Annotated in this window: 20 protein-coding genes; 14 read left to right on the plus strand and 6 right to left on the minus strand. The window is 66.1% G+C overall.

Annotated elements, in window-relative coordinates; genetic code table 11:
- Positions 1-3 precede the first annotated feature (3 nt).
- A complete protein-coding gene (locus KEG38_RS47590; RefSeq protein ID WP_272427556.1) occupies positions 4-522 on the plus strand; it encodes a GNAT family N-acetyltransferase in 519 nt (172 codons plus the stop codon).
- Here KEG38_RS47590 and KEG38_RS47595 read toward each other — a convergent pair.
- Positions 495-1,322, minus strand: coding sequence for a hypothetical protein (locus tag KEG38_RS47595; protein WP_272427558.1), 828 nt, complete (start codon positions 1,320-1,322; stop codon positions 495-497). The two genes, KEG38_RS47590 and KEG38_RS47595, sit on opposite strands and share 28 nt — an antisense overlap.
- A gap of 17 nt (positions 1,323-1,339) precedes the next feature.
- Between KEG38_RS47595 and KEG38_RS47600 the strand changes: the two genes are divergently transcribed.
- Together KEG38_RS47600 and KEG38_RS47605 are read left to right on the plus strand one after the other, a co-directional pair.
- Positions 1,340-1,513 carry a hypothetical protein gene (locus KEG38_RS47600; RefSeq protein ID WP_272427559.1) on the plus strand — a complete coding sequence of 58 codons (174 nt, stop codon included), beginning with the start codon at positions 1,340-1,342 and terminating at the stop codon, positions 1,511-1,513.
- 83 nt (positions 1,514-1,596) lie between these two features.
- Complete coding sequence (locus KEG38_RS47605) at positions 1,597-2,391, plus strand: DUF4352 domain-containing protein (RefSeq protein WP_272427561.1); 795 nt, start codon at positions 1,597-1,599, stop codon at positions 2,389-2,391.
- Between the two features lie 252 nt (positions 2,392-2,643).
- Here the strand turns inward: KEG38_RS47605 and KEG38_RS47610 are convergent, their stop codons facing one another.
- From KEG38_RS47610 to KEG38_RS47625, 4 genes are all read right to left on the minus strand, one after another.
- A complete protein-coding gene (locus KEG38_RS47610; protein ID WP_272427563.1) occupies positions 2,644-4,605 on the minus strand; it encodes a PDZ domain-containing protein in 1,962 nt (653 codons plus the stop codon).
- An 881-nt stretch (positions 4,606-5,486) separates the two neighbouring features.
- A complete protein-coding gene (locus KEG38_RS47615) occupies positions 5,487-6,146 on the minus strand; it encodes an HAD family hydrolase (RefSeq protein WP_272427564.1) in 660 nt (219 codons plus the stop codon).
- A 513-nt stretch (positions 6,147-6,659) separates the two neighbouring features.
- Positions 6,660-7,490 (minus strand): class I SAM-dependent methyltransferase, encoded by an 831-nt coding sequence (locus KEG38_RS47620; RefSeq protein ID WP_272427565.1) that lies wholly within the window; start codon positions 7,488-7,490, stop codon positions 6,660-6,662.
- 86 nt (positions 7,491-7,576) lie between these two features.
- Positions 7,577-7,795 carry a heavy-metal-associated domain-containing protein gene (locus KEG38_RS47625; protein WP_272427567.1) on the minus strand — a complete coding sequence of 73 codons (219 nt, stop codon included), beginning with the start codon at positions 7,793-7,795 and terminating at the stop codon, positions 7,577-7,579.
- A 158-nt stretch (positions 7,796-7,953) separates the two neighbouring features.
- Between KEG38_RS47625 and KEG38_RS47630 the strand changes: the two genes are divergently transcribed.
- From KEG38_RS47630 to KEG38_RS47675, 10 genes are all read left to right on the plus strand, one after another.
- On the plus strand, positions 7,954-8,172 hold the full coding sequence (locus tag KEG38_RS47630; protein WP_272427569.1) for a hypothetical protein: 219 nt from the start codon (positions 7,954-7,956) through the stop codon (positions 8,170-8,172).
- Between the two features lie 660 nt (positions 8,173-8,832).
- On the plus strand, positions 8,833-9,942 hold the full coding sequence (rlmN, locus tag KEG38_RS47635; protein ID WP_272427570.1) for a 23S rRNA (adenine(2503)-C(2))-methyltransferase RlmN: 1,110 nt from the start codon (positions 8,833-8,835) through the stop codon (positions 9,940-9,942).
- A gap of 442 nt (positions 9,943-10,384) precedes the next feature.
- Entirely contained in the window at positions 10,385-12,349 is a 1,965-nt protein-coding gene (locus KEG38_RS47640) for a hypothetical protein (RefSeq protein WP_272427572.1), read from the plus strand.
- Positions 12,350-12,579: 230 nt separating this feature from the next.
- Positions 12,580-13,095, plus strand: coding sequence for a hypothetical protein (locus KEG38_RS47645; protein ID WP_272427573.1), 516 nt, complete (start codon positions 12,580-12,582; stop codon positions 13,093-13,095).
- Positions 13,096-13,182: 87 nt separating this feature from the next.
- A complete protein-coding gene (locus KEG38_RS47650; protein WP_272427574.1) occupies positions 13,183-13,329 on the plus strand; it encodes a hypothetical protein in 147 nt (48 codons plus the stop codon).
- Between the two features lie 387 nt (positions 13,330-13,716).
- Complete coding sequence (locus KEG38_RS47655) at positions 13,717-14,091, plus strand: hypothetical protein (RefSeq protein ID WP_272427575.1); 375 nt, start codon at positions 13,717-13,719, stop codon at positions 14,089-14,091.
- 14 nt (positions 14,092-14,105) lie between these two features.
- Entirely contained in the window at positions 14,106-14,492 is a 387-nt protein-coding gene (locus KEG38_RS47660) for a DUF4280 domain-containing protein (protein ID WP_272427576.1), read from the plus strand.
- Positions 14,493-14,500: 8 nt separating this feature from the next.
- Complete coding sequence (locus tag KEG38_RS47665; protein ID WP_272427578.1) at positions 14,501-16,357, plus strand: type VI secretion system Vgr family protein; 1,857 nt, start codon at positions 14,501-14,503, stop codon at positions 16,355-16,357.
- A gap of 13 nt (positions 16,358-16,370) precedes the next feature.
- Positions 16,371-17,378, plus strand: a complete 1,008-nt coding sequence (locus KEG38_RS47670; RefSeq protein WP_272427580.1) for a hypothetical protein — start codon at positions 16,371-16,373, stop codon at positions 17,376-17,378.
- Positions 17,379-17,386: 8 nt separating this feature from the next.
- On the plus strand, positions 17,387-18,688 hold the full coding sequence (locus tag KEG38_RS47675; RefSeq protein WP_272427581.1) for an SEL1-like repeat protein: 1,302 nt from the start codon (positions 17,387-17,389) through the stop codon (positions 18,686-18,688).
- A 270-nt stretch (positions 18,689-18,958) separates the two neighbouring features.
- On the opposite strand, the gene KEG38_RS47680 is transcribed toward KEG38_RS47675, so the two are convergent.
- A complete protein-coding gene (locus KEG38_RS47680; RefSeq protein ID WP_272427583.1) occupies positions 18,959-19,384 on the minus strand; it encodes a hypothetical protein in 426 nt (141 codons plus the stop codon).
- A 138-nt stretch (positions 19,385-19,522) separates the two neighbouring features.
- On the opposite strand from KEG38_RS47680, the gene KEG38_RS47685 reads away from it, so the two are divergent.
- On the plus strand, positions 19,523-19,885 hold the full coding sequence (locus KEG38_RS47685; protein ID WP_272427585.1) for a hypothetical protein: 363 nt from the start codon (positions 19,523-19,525) through the stop codon (positions 19,883-19,885).
- Positions 19,886-19,889: the final 4 nt, after the last annotated feature.

Raw genomic sequence — 19,889 nt, forward strand, 5'->3', positions numbered from 1 at the left:
GTCATGGACTCGGACGCGCCTTTGATCCGAAACGCACGACCGGAGGACGCTCCGCGGCTCGCGGCGGCCGAACGCGCGATCGCGCGCGTGCCGGGGAGGCTCGCGCCGAGGCCCGACGAGATCGACGATGACACCATTCGAAGGATGATCGTCGACCTCGAAGAGCGCGGCCGCGGCATCTTTCTTGTCGCCGAGCGCGCGGGCACGATCGTCGGGCATGCGCTCTTGGAGTCGCTCTCGCTCGCGGTGACGTCGCACGTCGTCCGGCTGACGATCGCCGTTCATGAAGGGTATCAAAGCCAGGGCGTCGGAAGGGCCCTCATGAACGAGCTCTTGCGCTGGGCGCGGTCGAACCCGCGCGTCGAAAAAGTCGAGCTCCAGGTGCGCTCGTCGAACGATCGCGCGATCGCGCTGTATCGATCGCTCGGGTTCGTCGAAGAGGGGCGCAAGACGCGGCGGTTGAAGATCGGCCCGAACGCGTACATCGACGACGTCTACATGGCGCTGTGGGTCGGTCCGTAACGCGTCGACCTCGCAGCGAGTGATATGGCGAGCAACGCCCGCGCGTTTGCGAGGGTGGCGCGGTCCGGCGGAACGACGGCGAACTCGAGGCGATGGGCACGCTCTTCATACACGGCGCCGCGAACGCGGACGACGTTGGATGGAATCGGAGCATCGTCTTCGATCTCTGGTGGAGCGAGTGGAAGCCATTCGAGCTCATCGAGCCACACCGCGTCACCGAGGTCGTTCGCATCAGGGGGCGTGCAGCATTGTGCTGCCAACAACACGAGATCGGTGATGTCGGCATCCACGAACAGATCGTCGGGGGCGCGCGATTCGATGTCGATGGCACTCGCAGTGGCAACTGCGCTCGGGAGAAGAGATGTGATGTCGACCGTTGGCGACCAATCTGATTGGGCCACGCGCGCGACCTCCGTGCTCGCGTGATCGATCAGAACCCCAGGCGCTCCCAGCGAACGTAGTTGTTCGATTCGAGCATGCCCGTAGCGCAACGTGTTCTCAGCGATTCGTCGATGCGCAGCACGATCGAACGCTGGCCGTCGCCGCACGAGAAAGTCGCGGAGTCGCGGCAAGGAGAAGGACTGCGCGAGACTCGGATCCTGCGCCGGGTCGAATTCTCCGCCTTGCGCTCGTGCAACGAGATCGACGGAAACGAGATGCGTCTCTCGAAGGTCCTCTCGCAACACGTCGACGAGCTCGCGAACCGCATCCAGGTCGGCCGGAAAGACGTGCGCTCCTTTCGGAAAGATGTCGAGCGGTGCGCCGTTCCAGATCGCGAGCTCGCATGCGGGCGTGGCCATCGGTGGCGAACGGTAGCATGAGCTCGACGCGGATCGGGCATCTGCTTCCCCACCGCTTCGTGCACCTGGGCCGCTTCGTCGCGCCGCCGATGCGCGTCGAGGAGATGGACGCGTCGGAAACGTACGGGCAAACCGGCGGCATGTTCGTAAAGGTGGGGGCGGTAGCAGGACGCCGACGCTTCGCCGCTTGACGATTGGCTGGAACACTGCCTAAAGTCACCACGCTGGAAAACTAGTCGCGAAAACAGATTTTTGGATACAGCGAGGATCGGTGATGGTGACGATGAAGCATGTTTGTGCGGGGCTCGCATGCCTTTCGCTGCTGAGCGTCTTTGCGTGCAGCGGTGGCGATCTTGTCCTCGACCCCATCAGCTCCACGCGGAGGACGATGGTCGGCGGGGTCCCAGCCCGGTCCGGCGACGCGTACATCGTCGTCGATCTGAACCTCCAGAACAACACGAGCCAGAAGCTCCTGCTCGTCCCCCCTCTGTTCTCGGTTCAGACGTCCGATGGACTGGAATTCATGGGCGACCCGCTCACCGAGGTGCACCCCGGCGGGTGCAAATCGAGCACGTCCCTCGCCCCTGGGGGAACCACGCGTTGCTCGGTGGTCTTCTCCGCGCCTGCCAAGGCGACGACGCAGCTCATCGCGTACACGACGGAGGACAGCGACGATCGATACGAAGCCTCGCTGAAGACCAGCGCGTGCAGCATCTGCGACGGCGAGTGTCGCGATCTGTCGTCCAGTTCGAACCACTGCGGGGCCTGCGGGGTGGCCGTCGGCGCCGGGGAATGTGTCGATGGCAAGGCGGTTTGCAAGAGCAACGCCGACACCTGCGGCGGCCAGACGTGCGTGGATCTCCGGACGAGCAAAGAGCATTGCGGCGAATGCGGAAACACCGTGCCGCCCAACGCCTCTTGCATCGCCGGCCAGGTGAAGTGCGCGGTGGGGTTCACGGATTGCAACGGCGTCTGTGCCGACCTCACGTCGGATCCCTCGCACTGCGGCCAGTGCGGACACCAGTGCCCAGGCCAAGACCCTTCCTGTTACAATCTTCAGTGTAATTAGACCATCATCACGACCGAGCTCGTCACGTGCGACAGCGTGTGCGCCGGGTACGGCCTGAGCTGCGACGATGTCGTGGCCGGATATGCCCCCGAGAATGTCGAGTTCTCCCTGGCGTGCAATGCCGTGCCGAAGGCCACCGAATGGCTGACATACGCGAAGCGCGATGCCCCGGCATCGAGCTACCTCGGTGCGGTTCCATCGCCTACACGTTCCAGCATGGGTGGAGGAGGGGGTTCTACTTCAGCTCGAGAGCTACTTGCAGCACATCGTGCCGGCCGTGAGATTGCCGGCGCATCCACCGAAGTAACGGTTCGCGGTCGCGCCTTCGTACCCGCAGCCCTGCCAGTTGCATTGGTTGTTCAGCGGGTCGTATCCCGTGCTGGTCGGAGCGCATACGCGCATCGGGCTCGAGCAGGACGTCCCGGAGGTCGTCGAGACCGAGCAGGCGCTGCTCGTCCCCGAGTACTTCAGGTTGTCGTCGGTCCAGTAATGGAACGCCGGGGCATCCGTGGTCGTGGCGAAGGAGAAGTTGCGCTCCACGTACTCCGCGGACGAGCAGACGTGCCAGCCTGGCTTGCAGAGATTGGCTCGGTCGGCCCACCCCACCGTTCCCGCGCAGCCGACCATCCCGGGGGCGAACGTCTGTTCATTCATCACCTGCACGCTGTCGGCGCATCCGCCCTCCTCTTCACGGATGCTGATCGTCCTGGATTGTGTTCCACTGCCCGGCGTCGTCCGTGCCAGGGTGAGATTCTCCACCAGATGCGGCCGGAGGACGATAGAGGCGAGGCCGACCGCCGTCGCGTTCGAGCCATTGACCTGCGTCAAGACATCGCCCGGGAGAATGCCGAGCGTATGCGCCAGCGAGCCCGACGGGACAGCCGCGAAGGTGAACACATCGGCGCCGCTGGCGGGGTTCTGCGTCACGTCGATGCGGACGCCGGCGGCGTATTCGTCGTCGATCAGCCACTCGGGGTCCTCGAGGAGCTCGTCGTGGGTCGACGGCGGGACCGTCACGCGGTTCGTGCTCGCGCTGAAATCGATGCCCGTCTTGTCGAGCGGAACGCTGCCGCAGTCGAGGTTCCGGAACGTCGCCGCCGGCGCCAGGCAGGCCGGATCGTTGACCCCGGACGGCGCGTGCAAGCTCCGATATGCGGCGGCCTCGCTGTTGCAGTCAAATGCGACCGGAGTCAATGCGTCGACGACCCTCTCCCGCGCGAGCCAGCAAGCACGCGCGAATTCATCCTCCAGGTTGCTATCGCACTCCGCCCGCATCCTCGGCAGCCCGTGCACGATGTGGCCGGCCGTATGCTGATAACCGAGGGCGAGGGCGTGGATCACGAGGACCTCCATTCCATAGGCGCTGGCCTCGTCCTGATCACACTCGTAGTCCGGGTCGGAGTTCGGGATCGGACAATCGGCGGCGATGTGGGGCGACCCCAGGTGGTGTGGCGCGAAGAAACCGTCACCCAGGCCGTGAATCAGCTCGTGGAGCAGGATGCCGGCCTGCCCGAACGTCCCGAGATCCGAACCGAACTCGGGCGCGAGGATCAACTTCCGGTTTCCGCGATTGGCGGCCACGTATTCCGTCTTGTTGGTGCTGTCGATCTTCAGGTGGCTCAGCCGCTCGAAAACGAACTGGTAATGCCGTTCGTTCCGCATGTCCTCGCTGCCCCAGATGACGGGGTATGGCATGGCCGTGTAGTCGTGGATGTCCTCGAGCAGCGCGAGGTGGAAGGAGGGGGAGCCCTCCGTCGCGTTGTAGCAGAGGTCGGTCGTGTCGACGTGATCGAGGCTCGGCGGGAGGATGGTGCTGAGACCCGGCAGAATCGCCGGCTCGCGCGCCATGGGACCATAGAGGAGCTGCTGCATGGCGACGAGGAATGCCCTCTTGTTGTCCTCGGACCCGTAGTCCGGCGTGCCCTCGACGACGCTCGCCACCGTCGCCTCCATCTCGTCGAGGCAGTCCTGGGTGATCGCGAAGCAATTGTCGATCTGGCAATCTACCCCGTTGAACACGGCCGTGCCCCAGAGCGCCGGCATGGAGCACTTGCCGTCGAGCAAGGGGAACGAGCGATTGGGCGTGGGCACGTCGCAGTCCACGCCGAGTGGCCCCGCCGAGGCCCCGACACCGCCCTCCTGGGGACAACCGAGGAGGCACGTCGAGGCGGCCAGAATGCTGGCGATGCCGAACGAGAGAGAATTTCTAAGCATGAGATGTCGCTCCGCTCTGAAGCCGGGCGGAGATTCGAGCGTCGTCGCACCCGCGGAACGCGGCGCGCGCGGCAGTCAGCTCGCTCTCTTCCGAGAGGCAACTCCGCTGTCTTCGTGGGTGTGGATGCCCCATGACGAGTGAGCCGATGCTTCGACGTCCACGTCGACGCCCTGCCGCGCGAGCTCGCTCGTGCATTCGCGTTTCCGTTGCTGGTCAAGGAGCGAGCACACGCTGTGCATGTGGTATGCCGGCCGTGCAGGGGGGACACAAACGCGTCCGCGATCCTGCGGGAATGCGGCCACCGCGCGACGTTCGGCGCGGGCGGCGCGGGGCCCGTGCCCCAGGTGGTATGCCCGCGTGACAGCGCGCTGTCACGCGCCCGGGACACCTGTCATGCCCGCGTGACAGCATCCGCGCCTAGGTCTTTTCTGCCGGTGCGCGGGGGCCGGCTCCACCGCTTCGTGGGTGGTGGCGCATGACGCTGCCGACCGGCTCCTGGCGATGATGGCAGACACAGATGACGACACGGAGGCCGCGCGGGCTGCGCACACGGCCGTCGCCAAGCTTCTCCGGACCATGAAACGGCGGTGACCCAACGAACCGCGGGCTTTCTCGTATCTCCGAGGGGGCTCGCATGGATGTTTGTCCGCGGGGTTTGTCTCGGCGCGGAGTCTGTGGTAGGGACTTCGGACCCCCTCATGCGCGAGTAGGGAGGAACCGTTGCCCCGGGTGGTCTCAGGGCGAATCCAGCGATACTCGCCCGGCTCTGCCCCGGTTTTCGGGTGAACGCTTGCCCTCGACATACCACCGCGCCAACTCCGGATCAGGCCCCGCACCCAGGTTTACGACGAGTTGCCGGTATTCATCGCTTCGCATTCAGCTATGTTGCCGCTCGTCGGGGAGGGCCTTGTACGGTCCAGTCGCTGTGACGGACGTCGATGACGGGCATGCCGGCGGCGCGGGCCGCGCTGACCCCTTCGTCGGTGTTCTCGAACGCCAGGCATCTGTGGGGAGCCACGGCGAGTTGCGCGGCGGCCAGCAGGTAGGCGTCGGGGGCGGGCTTGAGGCGGGTGACGTGCTCGCGGGCGACGAGGACGTGGAACAGGTCGGCGAGACCGACCGCGGCGAGGCCGGCGCGTACAACCTGGCCGTCGTTGGCCGAGGCCACGGCCGTGGGCACGGCCGCGGCCAGGTGCCGCGCGAGGGCCGTCACTCGCGTCACCGGCCGGACGAGGCTGGTACGGGCGAGCCAGTGGGATCGGGCACGGGCCACGAACTCCGCGTCCGTGCAGGGCAATGACAGGCTCAATTCGGCCCGCAACCAGTGGCGCAGGGCGGTGAGGTCGGCCAGGGGGGCCTCGCGAAGCCACGGTTCGGGGACGGCAAGGCCGAGTTCGGCGAGGGTCGCCCGGGCGGCGTCGGTGTTGATGGTGCAGGTGTCGACCAGGGTGCCGTCGAAGTCGAAGACGCAGGCCGCCGGTCGGACGGTGGTGAGGAGCTCGTGGGCATCGGCGAGGCATTCGGCCTTGGCTGGGGTCATTGCAGTGCGCAGCCGCGGCGACGACACCGACCGAAGAATGCCTGACCGAGGGTGCTACCCCCGGCCCAGCCATAAGCGTGCTGGCATGACGGTTCACGTCACCCTCCTTGCACCGTGGTACCTTCTGGCTCAGGACACTAGCGGGGCCAAGGCACCGTTCGCCATAGGACCTTGGTCCCATTGCGTGCCACCGGGTCAGCCTCCTGGGTGCTGCAGCGCGCCGATGTGGTTCACGATGCCGCGGAAAGGCTCCTGGCGCTGCTGTCGGATGCAGGCGTCGCGCACCATGCCGTCGGTAAGCTGCTCCGCACCATGAAAACCGCGATAGCTAGCCCGGCTGGTTGAAGCGTCGGCGCCTGCGCCTGCGCCGGCCTTTGACGAGCCGCCGGTACTCGTCGAACATCAGCGCCACAGCCTCTTGCAAGGTTGGAACAGGCGTGAGGGCTAAAGCACCTCCCCGTCGCCGATGGCAGCCTGAACGAGCGGTGGGCCGATCAGACCGAACGCATTGGCTCACCTCGACAGCGAAGGCTTCGTCGCGACCGCGTACAGCGCGTTCGTCTGTGCGGTGAGGGCATTCCGAGCACGGAGCGGGCCGAGGGTGTCGCGTTTGACGGCGTGGAGCGTGTCGGGATCGAGCCGGTCGATCGTACCGCGGTAGCCCGAGCCGAGGGCGATGGTCCACCAGTCATCCGGGAGATCGAGCGTCTGATGCGAATGCTCCGCGTCCACCGAAGATGCAGTCACGCCGGCCTCCGCGAGCATCTCGCGCAGGCTATCGGACGTGTTGATGCGCTCCCAGGGCCTGAACGACCGATAGAGGTCCGGGCGATGGCCGCGAATGGCCTCCCAGAATGCGGTATTGCCCGGTTCGAGGACGTCCGGCCCCCAGGTGGTGATTGCGAGGGTGCCGCCCGGTTTGATCCACCGCCAGAGCCGCTGCACGGCTGGAGGTATGTCGGCGGCGAAGAAAATCCCGAAGACACAGACGACGGCGTCGAAGTGCTCGGGCGGTACATCAATGGCCTCGAAGTCAGCGCAGCGGAAGTCGATGTTCTGGAGCCCGAGGGCGCGGGCTTTGGCGCGGCCTCGGTCGAGCAAGGCGTCGGAGAGATCCACGGCGAGCACGGAGCCCCGTGATCCGACGGCCTGAGCTGCGGGGATGGCGGACGCGCCACTGCCGCAACAGACGTCGAGGACACGGTCGCCGGGCCGGAGAGGGACACGCGAGACCGTGCCGTTGCCGATACGCGACCAGAACGCAAGGGGTGGATCGTCGAAATGTTCCGCAGCGGCGGAGTATGTAGCGGCGACGATGGATTTTGCGGGGGCGAGTTGGTTCATGGCCTTTCACCGGGAAATGAGTGTGCAACGAGGGCGCCGGAGCGCGGGCCGTCACCCCGAGAACACCGGCGCTTGCTCACCGCGTTTCAGGCAGCGCGGGGGCGCGACTCGTAACCGGCGTCGCCCAACGCATCGACGAGGGCATTCGTGGGCGCGCTCGACGGATCGTGCTTCACGAGGACTGTGCCCTCGCGGAGCTTTACGTCGACCTTCTCGACGCCGCCGAGTCCACGCAGTGCGCTGTCGATGTGGCGGATGCATGACGGGCAGCTCATCCCGTCGACCTGGAGCAGGGTTTCCTTCATGGCGTCTTTCCTTTTCGGGCGGCCCTCTTTGCCGCACACACCCGAAGACGCAGTCACCCCCGCTTCATTACACCCGTGCCCGACCGGCCCACACGTCGGCCCGAAAACGGCCCGACTGCGCCGCCTACGCCTGCCTCACTGTGGTGCTGATTCCTATCATGCGGCCCGAGCTGAAGCCCAGACCGGGAGCCCTGCCGGAGACCCGTGACGTGCTGAGGATCCTCGACGCGCTCGACGCGTGGGCAGCGGGGGTCCTTGCTTCGGCTGCTGAAGCGAACCCGAAGACCAGGCTCGATCGCATGGTGGCGGTCGCGGACGTGATCCGAACGCTCGTAAAGCTCGTCGGGCCCGAGGTGAGGGCGGCCGCGGGGGGTTGAAAGGGGAGGCCATCAGTAGGGCCTCCACGACCACGCCCACCACCGACGAGGCCACGTTCGACCGCGTGATGGCGGTGAACGTCAAGGCTCCCATCGCCCCTGGCATGGCCGCACGTGGGAGCGTCATCATCAACCTCTGGGCGGCAGCGTCTGGCAGGTATTGAGCCTCAAACGGGATGCAATCCCGTAGAGCGCGTGCTACACGAGGCATGCGCTGGTCCGGCCAGCGCCATGATGGCCTGAGTCACCCGATCCCCATCCGCTTCGAGGACGCACGTCGTCCTCTCGAATGAACCGCGCACGGAGGCCGTGCGCCCTTGGGTTTTAGAGTGATTCATGTCCGTGCTGCGACTGCACGGAGTCAGCGTCGCTTGGGCGGCGTCTGCTCCCATTTTTGAGTCGGTATCCCTCACGCTCGACCGCGGCTTCTATGGGCTCGTCGGCGCCAAGAAGTCGGCAGCGAGCCGGAACGTATGCTCCGGGCCGAGGCCGCCCACCTCTCGCCAGGGGAAGCGAGAAAGCTCGGGCGCCGTCGTGCTGGTTACCCACGACGACACCTTCGCCGCTCACGTCACGACGCGGTCGCTGCGCGTGGAGCACGGCACCGTCTTGTGAGCGCTTCCTCCCACCACAACCAACGTCCCTTCAGGAGCCATTGCCATGCGTCGCAGCGCCCTACACGAACTCCCGCACCCGCCTCCGGGCGTCCTCACCGAAGTTCACGCGTTCCTACGTGGGCTCGGTGCGCCTGCGTATCGCTACCACCAGTTGGTGTCGGCGTTTCAGCGCGGCGCGCAGAGTTTCAATGAAGTCCGCGACCTACCGAACGACATCCGACAGCAGCTCGTCTCGCGCTTCGGGCTGACCGTTCTTCCCCTCGAGGTCGAAAGGGTGCGTACGGGAGAGCAGGTCGAGAAGGTACTCTTCCGCACGCGATCTGGCGCGCGCGTCGAGACAGTTCTCTCGCGCTACCGCGCTGGCTGGTCGTCTGTCTGTGTGTCCACTCAGGCGGGCTGCGGTCTCGCGTGTTCGTTCTGCGCGACGGGCGCCTTGGGACTCGATCGCAACCTGAGCGTCGACGAGATTTGCGCTCAAGTCGTGCACCGACGCTGGAGCTCGGAGTTTGGCGGGGCTCCGAAAAGCGTCGCGTTCATGGGGATGGGCGAGGCTCTCGCAAACCCGAACGTGCTCACTGCGCTGAGCGTGCTCACGATGCCGGGCTATGGTGGGCTGTCACCGCGTCGAATCACCGTCTCGACGGTTGGCCTCGCGCCGGCCCTCGCGACGCTCACCGAAATGCACCCGCAGGTCACCCTGACGCTCTCGGTTCATTCTCCGTTCCCTGAACAACGCGCCCAGCTCATTCCGCTCGAGCGTCGGTTTCCCCTCGAGGAGAACCTCGAGATCCTGGATCGACACGTTCTACGCGCACGCCGGAAGACCTACTTGGCGTACCTCCTGATCGAAGGCCTCAACGACTCCGAGGCACATCTCGCTGCGCTCGCGCGACTCGTGCAGCGGCGATCCAGGCCCGAGCTCTTCCACGTAAGTGTCATACGCTACAACGTGGCCTTCGGAGCGGACCCGTCGTACCGCGCCCCGGCGTCTTCGAAGGTCGATGACTTCGTGGCGCGGCTACATCGCTTGGGCGTCAGGGCGACGCGACGACAGCAGTTCGGGGCAGACATCGACGCGGCGTGCGGCCAGTTGCGCGCTGAATCGCTGGTCCGCCTCGGTCGGCGCCGCCCCTCCGACGACCCGCGTGGATGACCACGGCTGGCTCAGTGCAGATCGGTCGCGAGCACCGACGGTTCTTTTCGGAGTTCGCGGATACGAGCGCCAACTTTCAGGCAGAGTGGCCTGGCTTCGGTTTGTCTCGGCACGGTTCCTCCCTAGCGCATGAGGGGTGTGCGAGATCCCTACCCACGGACTTCACGTCGAGACAAACCCCGCGGACAAACATTCGTTCGAGCCCCCTCGGAAGCGAGGGGGTCTAGCGCGCGTCGTAGCGTCGCTCGCGATCGTCAGTTGCTTGACTCCCTCAGTGGACTGCAAGGACGAACGAATACTACTTTGGTGGCATTGACGCGCGTACGCTGACGTGGATGCGGCGCCTGATGAGCTCATTGACACCGACCAACCGTTGTCGTCTTCTCTAGGGCTCCGCAACGCTGGCACGCGGCGCGGCGGTCCACCTACACGTGGGGTAGAGATGACGATCCAAAGGCACAAACCGTTCATCCTCGCAGCGCTGGTCCTCTTGCCGCTCGGGTGCTCCGCGACCGGTTCGCGCAGCGGTCTCGACCCCATCATCTCCGACAAGGCCCGCCCCCTGTCCGATGAGGAGGTCCGAACCGCGATCGTCTTCGAGGATCGCCTCGAGTTCCCCCTGGAGAGCGAAAACTGGCTCGACGAGGTCAGCCCCGGTGACGTCCTCGTTTCCGACCACGATGCGGGCTTCCTGCGTCTCGTCGAATCGATCGAGAGCAAGCCGGACGCGGTCGTCGTGTACACCGCGGACGCGGCTCTCACCGACATCGTCGAGCAGGGCGAGACGGAGACGACCGTCGACTTCGCCGCGCTCGAGCCCACGTCCGCGAATGGGTTCCCCGGGCTCTCGCCTCAGGCAACCGGGGACCTCCTCTCATTCGACGTGAGCCTGACCGGTCAGGTCCTCGACCTCGGCGACGGCGTGACGGCGCGCATCACGAACGGCTTCGTGTCCTTCAAGCCGTCGCTCGACGTCAAGCTCGCGATTGACGGTTCGAAGCCAGTCGAATTTCGGGCCATCGCCAATGGAGCATTTTCCTCCAAACTCGAGGTGGAGATCGAGGGAGCGTGGGCCCTCCACACCACAAAGGAGGTTACGGTCTGGCGATCCAAGGATTTTCGCGTGCCGATGCCCCCGATCGGATGGGTTCCCGTCTCGTGTACGGCCTCGCTCGCCCTCAAAGCGGGTTTCACGCTCGACGCGGACGGGCAGGTGCACGTCACACTGGGCCAAACCTTCGACTTCGACGGCTCGATGGGCGTCCGTTACGAGCAGGGCTCTGGCTGGGAAAAGGTGCGCTCGTTCAACCCGGCTTGGAACCCCGAGCTCCCGCAAATGGGTGCGGACGTGCAGGTGCAGGCGACAGGATACCTTGTCGGATCGCTGAAGGTCGGGTTTTACGGGTTGACGAAGGCTCTCGGCACGGGCGGTCAGCTAGAGATGTCCGCCAAGCCTTCGCTGCGCCTGAGCTATTCCTCCAGCGAGCCCGCGCCAGGATGGGGCCTCTACGGCGGCGTACAGGTCGACGCCACGCCATCCTTGAAGGTGCTCCACACGTCGCTCGCCAGCACGACGCTGAACCTCTACAAGGATGAAAGACGCCTTCTTCCTGCGGCCGATTCGAACGACGCCGCGCCCATCGACACGGGCAACTGTTCCGACGGACAGGAGGACGGGCTCGAGACGGCCGTCGATTGCGGAGGCGCGTGCGGACCGTGCAGCATGGGCGACGAGTGCGTCCTCGATGACGATTGCGTGAGCGGCGCGTGCGTGAGCGGAGAATGTACCTCGACGAATTGCGACAACGGCGTGCAGGATGCGGACGAGACCGGTGTGGATTGCGGCGGTTCGTGCCCGGAGTGCTCGGGCGGCGCGTGCCAGGATGCCGCGGACTGCGTCGGCGCAAATTGCGTCGATGGCGTCTGTGAAGCGCCGCTGGACTGCTACGACAACGTGCAGAACGGCGCCGAGACGGACGTGGACTGCGGCGGTCCCTGCGACCCCTGCTACGGGGACTCGCCCTGGAACTGCTACGACGGGGAACTCTCGGGCGACGAGGAGGACGTGGACTGCGGAGGCTCGTGTCCGCCTTGTGATGGGGGCGGGGGCGGCGGTGGTGGAGGAGGCGGCGGAGGCGGCGGGGGCTCCTGTGATGGAACCGGAGACTGCAATACGTGCGCCGCGTGCGCAGATCAGGGAGCGTGTTCGGAACTCCTGGATACATGCCTCGCAAACCCGGACTGCGTTGGTCTGTCGGATTGCCTGTCCCCGTGCAGCGACCAGACCTGCGTGGATGATTGCTACAGTACGTATCCAGGCGGTGACAGTGACCTCTTCGCATATCAATACTGCCTGATTTGCTCGGAGTGTTACGGCGACTGCGGGGGGGCCGGGCAATGTCAGTGATGCTCGACGCGGCAAGACCGATGCGTCCGTGGTTGGTCGTCGCGCTAGCCCTCCTTGGGTGCTCCTCCACGCCGAGATCGTACGCCCCTGCGTACGCGGCGCCGCCGGGCGCCCCGGGGGCGTACACTCCGCCGGGGAGCTACGCCCCAGCACCCGCACCGGGGTATGCGAGTACCTCGGGATATCAAAGAGGCCCGAGGATGGGTCCCTTTCCAGCCCTTCCTGCTCCGATGCCGACGTCGGTGCGGCTAACGCTCCACGGCGTCACCATTGCAATGGGGAAGATGGACGGGAGTGAATGGGACGGATTCGGTCGCATCGCGCCCGGGCAGCTCGAGCGGCTTGCAACCGCGCTGGGCGCACCAAACCCGTATGCCGAGGTGCTTGCCATCCTCGCCGCACCGGTAAATCAAGCCCTTGCCAAGCCCGAGGTGATCGGCCGCGCGATGTTGTTGACGGCCGCCGGCTACGGCCCCCCGACGCAGCTACGAGCTCAACGGGACACGTTCACGCCCACGTTTTCGGGGCCGCCCTCATGGAGCGGCGTCTCGACCAACGGGGCTACACGGTTGTCCGTCGAGGTCGCGGACAATGACGCATTCTTCCCGGATCCGGTTGGCTCATTCCAGATCAACAGCGCCGACATCATGCGGGCGGTCCGCGAAGGCAGGGTGGTGCAGATACGCGTCGACAATCAGACCAGCCGGCAAATCTTGTTCGCAGCGATATCCGCGATGCCAGAATGAACCGAACGCCGCGTGGTCTCCGCTCCCCGCCGTGTGCTTTTTGCCCATCCATCGTCGAGCCCCTTTACCTCTGGTATAACGACCCGCGTGGATGACACCACCCCCGAAGACCTCGCGCTCCGCAAGGCCGTACGCCTCGATCGCTACGCCGAGATCCTCGCGCACGTCGTCCACTTCGGGACCGACCGTACCGAGGAGGTCGTGCAGCGCTTCGGCCTCAGCCTCGAGCGCTAGCGTGCCGTCGATCAATCGTGGACCCGCGAGCTCGCGCTGGGCCTGAAGCGACAACAACGCGAGCAAGCCCTGCGATTCTCCGCCACGTTCAACAGCCGCAGAGAGCGTCTTGCCCGACTCCAGCCACCCATCGCATCGATCGGCGACGCATCCGCGAAGGCCGCCGCAACATCGCCCGAGCCCACACCTCCGGATGTCTCGGCGAAGCCCGCGGGCCTGCCGTCCTTCATGCTCGCCGCTGCCGCCGCGCCGGCAACTCCCTCGCCTGCGGCGGTGTCGCCATGGGCCTCCCCCGCGGCCATCCCCGTCCATACTGCGGCTCCGGCGACGACCAAGCCTTTGCCCTTCGTCGAGGGCATCCCCTCCACCGCGGCCCTGCAATCCGCCGTGGAACACGCACAGATGACGCAGGGGGCCCCGCCGATCGCGTCCTCGATCGGCGGAACGCTCCCGGCAAACGAGGAGATCTCTTCGATCGCTCGGAAGCTCCTCCCCTTCGGCGCCCAAGCTTCCCGCAACGAACCTCCGACACGCGAACCCGATCTCACGCTCGAACAGCACGCGTCCTTGCACGTCGAGCTCGACCTCGACCCCGAGCAGAGGCCCGAGATCCTGCGCCGTTACGGCCTCAGCGCCGAGCAACATGCGCGCCTTCATGCGACCTGGAACGCGCGCATGGCCGTGGATCCGAAGCTTGCTGCCGCGTGGCAGCAAGCCGTCGCGCAGTATCGCGCGTGGATGTCCGGCACGCGCGTGCGCTGACAGGAGCATGCTCGATGCCCAGGCTCGTCGTGAACGGCGCGAAGCTCGAGTGCAGCGAGGGGACAGCGCCCTCCACGCTGACGGTCCTGCCCCAGAGTCCCGCGGATGCAACCGAATTGCCGGTGGCCACGGTGCTCGATCACAAGCCGATGGTGAACATCGCGCCGTTCGGCATGTGCAAAACGCAGACAAACCCGCAGGTCGCGGCCGCGACGACGGCAGCGCAGGGCGTGCTGACCCCACAGCCGTGTGTACCGGTTATTCCGGCACCCTGGTCGGCGGGGGCGGCGAAGGTGACGCTACAGGAATTGAAGGTCCTCACAGAAGGGTCGACGTGTATGTGTCAATGGGGCGGAACGGTTGAAATCACGGATCCGGCCAATTCGGTCGAGGTCGAGTAACGGACGCCATGCAAACGACCACCCCCCCTTCCGACGGCCCCATCTCCCTCTCGGCCGCCGCCTTCGGCGCCGATCCTCGCCCCGTCGTCCAGCTCTCCGGCGTCGAGGAGGTCTCCCACCCCTTCCGCTTCGTCGTTCACATCGGCGTCGACGATCCCCGTGCCCTCGTCGATCGCCTCCTCGGCATGCCTGCGACGCTCACGCTCCGCGCGAGCAACGGGGCCGAACGCCGCATTCACGGCGTCGTCGAGCGTGCATCTGTCGGCACCTACCTCGCGGGGAACATCGACGGGCACGAAGCCGTCCTCGAGCTCGTGCTCGTGCCGCAGCTCGCGCTCCTCGGGCATCGCACGCTAAGCCGCGTCTTCCAGGACATGGCGATGCCTGCCGCAGCATCGAGTGTCCTCGCCGAGCATCGCGTCGCGTTTCGCTGGAACGCCGCGCATACGTACCCGCCGCGCGAGTATTGCGTGCAGTACCGCGAGTCCGATCTCTCGTTCATCGAGCGAATCGCTGCCGAGGCGGGCATCCACTACCACTTCGCCGACGCGGTCGAAGACACGGTGCTCGTCTTTTGCGATGCCGTGTCCCTCCTCAAGCCCGTTCCCGGAGCACCGCAGCTCAACGCGCGGCCGCTTGGCGACGACGTCGGAACGATGGCCAGCGATCGCCCATTACGCGAAGATCAAGCCGCCGGGTTCCACGTCACGCGTCGCGTGGCGCCCACGTCGGTGCTCATGCGCGACTACGACTTCGAGCGACCTCTGCTCGAGCTCCGCGGCAAGAGCGCGCCGATCGCATCTCCGATCCTCCACGAGCAGTCGTCCATTCCAGCGCAGCCCACGCCTGGTTTGTCGCTGTACGAACATCACGGCGAGTACGAGGAGAGCAACGTGGACGGGGTCAACGCGACTATCCTCCTCGAACAGCTCCGACACGACGCGGAGGTCGCGACGGGCGATACGGGCTGCCGTTTGCTCGCGCCGGGCTTCCTGATCGAGCTCCACGATCACCCGATCGCTGCGCTCAACGAGGCGTACGTCGTGACGCGCGTCGAGCACACCTATCAGCGCACGCGGTATCAGGCCCGTTTTCACGCGGTCCCGCAGCAGAAGCCCTACCGGCCAGCGCCTCCCGAGAGGCGTGTCGTTCAGACGCTGGAGAGCGCGACCGTCACCGGGCCCGCCGGCCAGGAGATCCATACCGACGAACATGGCCGTGTGCGTGTGCGCTTCCACTGGGATCTGCGAAGCGGTTCGGAAGAGCGAACGAGCTGTTTCGTGCGCGTCCTCCAGCCATGGGCGGGATCCGGCTGGGGATCGCAGTTCATTCCGCGGATCGGCATGGAGGTGCTCGTATCGTTCCTCGGCGGTGATCCGGATCGGCCCGTGGTGCTCGGCTCGATGGTGAACGCGACGCACCCGCACCCGTTCCCGCTGCCTTCGGCGACGCGTTCGGGCATCCGCACATCGAGCACGCCGAACGCGCGGGGCTACAACGAGCTCTCGTTCGAGGACGCGGCCGGCGCGGAGGAGCTGTTTCTGCGTGCCGAGCGAGACCTACGCGAGAACGTGCAGAACGACCGGCTGGTTCTGGAGGGACGACAAGTCCGTGCGGGAAGTGGCGAAGATGTGCGCAGAGTCGCCGCCGCTCGTGCCTGGATCCGTGTACACGTATCACAAGTATCACCAGTTCGCGAACGTTGCCGTTCACGTGAAGGCCTTGTCGGGCCCCCGGCAGGTGCCTCTCAAGACCGAAATCGAGAGCAAAACTGGCGGGAGGCGAGACAAGCTCAAGGAGGTCGTCGCTGCAATCGAGCAACAGGAGCGAAAAGAGCTCGAGGAGCTTGCCGACAAGGCGGGTAAGGACATCGCTCCCGTGGAAGTGAAGTGGGAAGGCCAGCCTGGCGGCTCGCATATCCACCACTTGCTCCGCATTCATAAGGACAAGACGCGCGTTCAGCTCTTCGACGCCAATGGGGGGAGCCAGTCGCGCGGCGCGATGGAGGCCGAGAAGGACGGCGAGGGGCGCTCCCTCGGCCGCAGCCTCGCCCCCGAGGCCGGGATGGGGGCGAACATGGATACGTGCGCCTTCTCGAGCATCTACAGCTTGCCCTCGGGAGGGCCGAATGGCGTGGGGATCCCCAGAGCGGTGCCCGATCTGCAAAAGCAAATCGAGGTCATGAAAAGGGCACGGCCCATCGGGCTCGCGCGGCTCGTGCTGACGGAGCGCAAGCCGACGAGCGAGCTCGCGCCCGAGGACGTGCTCTTCGTGAGCAAGCTGCTCCGGACCTACGGGGATCAGGATCATCAGAACTACACAGTGACCCGATACCTCTGGTCGCTCCGGAACACCCCGGGGTTCTCATCGGTGCAGCCGTGGTGGTTCCTGTTCTTGCCCATCGGCGCGCTGGCGCGTTGCATGTGGGCAGTGGGGGCGCGGAAAATGAAGCTCGCGGACTTCATGTCGAAACACGGCCCGAAAACGCTGAAGGAAAGCGACTGGTTCCGGTTCGGTCGCGATGGCGGTCTCTCGATCGACGTCAACTACTGCGAAGCGCAGATCCTCACCAACATTGCGGACCCAGCGTTCCCGGGACGCGCAAAGATCATCCGGCGCTTGAAGAGCGAGCCAGTGATGCCGAGCGGCGCGCGGCTCGTCGCCGAGGGAATGACACGCGTACCGCCCGCCTTTACCAAGCCGTTGCCTGGTGTTTCGGGGCCTCGCAACGTCATCCTGCCGGTCCACGAGAAGGACGGGAAAATCGGCCACACTGCGGAGGCCGTCCTCGCATGGGATTTTACGTATGCACGGGACGACGTCGAGGGGGCCGAGCGGCTGCGCACGCTCACAGGCCCGCTGCTCGATTATTTCAGGGAAGGATGAGGTCGGCGATGATGCGTGACGACAGGCTCGATGGGCGCAGGTGGAGCGCGAAATGGGCACTCCTCGCAGCGTTCGTCGGGATCGTGTGCTGCAACCGGGAGAATGTCACTCCGCAGCCGGAGGCCGCGGTCTCGAGCGTGCCCGCGCCGATAACGTCCGCGTCCACTTCCGCGAGCGCCGGGAGCCAGCCGCGGCGCGCGCCATGGCGCACCTCGCCGAACGCGCGATTCGAGGAGCTGGGCAAGCAATGCGACGACGGCGCGGCGACGGGCTGCGAAGCGGCGCTGGTCCTCGTGCTCGAGGCGGAGCACGCCTACGGTGCCAAACCTTTCGCAGAGCCCAACGTCGAGCGCATTCCGACCATCGCCAAGCGCGGCTGCGACCTTGGGAACAAGCTCGCTTGCGCGTTCATCAAGAGGGCGGAGGTCGACAAGCTCCCGGTGCGCCACGACAAGCGCTGGCACGAGATGGTGAGGGCTCTCTGCGATACCGGCGGCGATCCGCTGTGCTTCTCGTATCGCAACGGGGCACCTATCGATCGGATCAAGTGGACGTGGAAGGCCTGCGAACAGGGGATCGGCACGGAATGCTTGGCGCTGGTGACCAATGCTCGCGACTACGACCTCGAGGCCGACGCAGATCAGAAGCGATTCGCGCAAAAAGCTTGCGACGCGTACATCCAGACCTGTTACGATGCCATCGAGCGGCTCCTCCCGGAACACCCCGAGCGAACGGCATGGCCCGAGGTGCGCGCCATGCACGAGCGGAGCGCGACCGAGCAATCGAAGCGCTGCGCCGAGGGGCAGCCGACATGCGGTTTTGCCGCCTACGCGATGCTCGAGCTGGGGCGCGATTACGCGGAGATCCGCCGATACGCCGAGGCGGGGCTCGAGGACCGGGACGAGCTGGCCGCCTACGTCGTCGGTCGGCTCGCCGAGGAGGCCCTCGGGCAACCGGCCGATCTGGCGATGGCCGCGAAGTTCTACGAGAAATGCGGCTGGGTCGTGCGAGACTGGGAGAAGGTCTGTCACGCACGGCTTTCCGAGCTCTACGAGAAAGGAAAGGGCGTCCCGAAGGACACGAACCTCGCATTCAAGCACGCCCTGCTCGGCCGAAGTCGAATCCGCGTGACACCCACGACGTTGCGTTACATCCGCCTGTTCCGCGAGAAGTCGCCGCCTCCGTCGAAAGAGGAGCTCATGAAGGCGGTGAAGAGCGACTGCAACGAGAATGCAGACCCGCGTTGCCCGACGTTGTGGAAGCTCGTAGAGGAGGGGAAGCCGATTCCGGAGGCGTTGCCGGAGCGGTAGACAGCTCTGACTCGCCCGCCTCACGCCGCCCTGGGGGCCGCCGCGCCGCGGCAGCGAGCTCCCCGTCGTTCGCACCGCCCGAGGGCGACGCGCCGCACCCCGCCGCAGCGAGGAGCACGGCCGAAACGACGATGCTGTGGAACGTGGACGATGACGTCGGGTGCATGGCTCCCTTCGACATCGCCCCTCCTTGCATCGAGGACAAAAAACAAGGATTTCCGCGTCCTCCGGGGTTTGGCTCCGCGGTAGCTCGGGGGCTGGCGACGGCTGTCACGGCCTTGTGAACTGCGCGACGAGCAGCGCGATCCAGCCGGCGACGATCGCGACGGAGCTTGTCCCCGCGAAGGCGGCTGCGGCGCGCTGGCCAAGACCTCCAGCGAAGGCAAAGGCGTCGACACCGAGCGCGCGGAACACGTACGCCGTCGGGTTCACCCAGCCTCCGTACACGAGCAAGAGCGCGACCGTCGTCCCGCCGTTCGACACCGGCCAGCGGTCGAGCAGGAACGCGGCCACGGCCTGCATGAAGGCGAGCATCAGCCAGTCGAGGTGAGCAGCGGTCATCGCCTTATGACGCAGGACGCGCGCGCGATCGTGCATCCAGGGTTGCCGCGCAACGACCATCGACCAGCCGAGGAGCGAGGAGAACGCAATCTGGGCGCCCGCGTTCAACGCGAGCAAACGAGTGGGATCAAGCATGCGACCGTAGTACTGGCACGTCCGGTTGCGTTGTCCTTCCCGCCGAGCGCGGGTATACGACGCCGCAACGCCTCGTACGCGCTCGCCTCCTGGAACGGTCCTGCGAGGCGATGTTCGATGGGCTATCCTGGGACCCGCATGACCATCGCGCGGCGAGGGAGCCACCGACTGAGCATCGACGGCCACGAGCTGCGCTGGTGGGTGCGGCGCTCGGGGGCGCGCGGCTGCCCCGACTGCGATTCGCTCGCCGTCGTGATCGCCGCGGCCTCACGAAAAGGGTGCGCCGTGCAGATCTACATCCCCGAGCCCTACGGGCCCGATCGGCCGATCACGCCCGCGTTCGTCGCCAGGATCGCGCGCCTGGCCCTGGCCTCGGGCTGGGAGCCTGGCGTGGGGAGCGGACCTTTCACCATGCCCTCGGGCGAGCTGGGGGACATCCTCGCCGATCATGCGCGATCCAGCGCGTCCAGGAAGGCAGACGTGTCGGTGGAATCGGCGTAGTACG

Origin of the sequence: Polyangium jinanense, assembly GCF_028435265.1 — a bacterium.
GTDB lineage: Bacteria > Myxococcota_A > Polyangia > Polyangiales > Polyangiaceae > Polyangium > Polyangium jinanense.